The organism is Pseudomonas sp. SMN5, from assembly GCF_052041925.1.
GTDB lineage: Bacteria > Pseudomonadota > Gammaproteobacteria > Pseudomonadales > Pseudomonadaceae > Aquipseudomonas.
The window spans coordinates 1-401 of the sequence record NZ_JBKGGX010000078.1 but is presented as its reverse complement, the minus strand read 5'-3'; the positions used below and the strand labels follow the sequence as shown (position 1 = coordinate 401).

The window sequence follows — 401 nt, the reverse complement described above, 5'->3', positions numbered from 1 at the left end:
AATTGGTGGGTCTGGGCAGATTCGAACTGCCGACCTCACCCTTATCAGGGGTGCGCTCTAACCAACTGAGCTACAGACCCAATCGTCTTCTTCAATGAATCAAGCAATTCGTGTGGGAGCTCATGGAGCCGCTGCTGTCGTCGATTAAGGAGGTGATCCAGCCGCAGGTTCCCCTACGGCTACCTTGTTACGACTTCACCCCAGTCATGAATCACACCGTGGTAACCGTCCTCCCGAAGGTTAGACTAGCTACTTCTGGTGCAACCCACTCCCATGGTGTGACGGGCGGTGTGTACAAGGCCCGGGAACGTATTCACCGCGACATTCTGATTCGCGATTACTAGCGATTCCGACTTCACGCAGTCGAGTTGCAGACTGCGATCCGGACTACGATCGGTTTT

1 tRNA gene and 1 rRNA gene are annotated in these 401 nt (G+C 54.4%); both read right to left on the bottom strand.

The annotated features are described in order from the left end of the window. Positions 1–3 precede the first annotated feature (3 nt). A tRNA-Ile gene (locus ACLEJR_RS27060) sits at positions 4–80 on the bottom strand. A 65-nt stretch (positions 81–145) separates the two neighbouring features. Continuing rightward, a 16S ribosomal RNA gene (locus ACLEJR_RS27055) occupies positions 146–401 on the bottom strand; the annotation flags it as partial.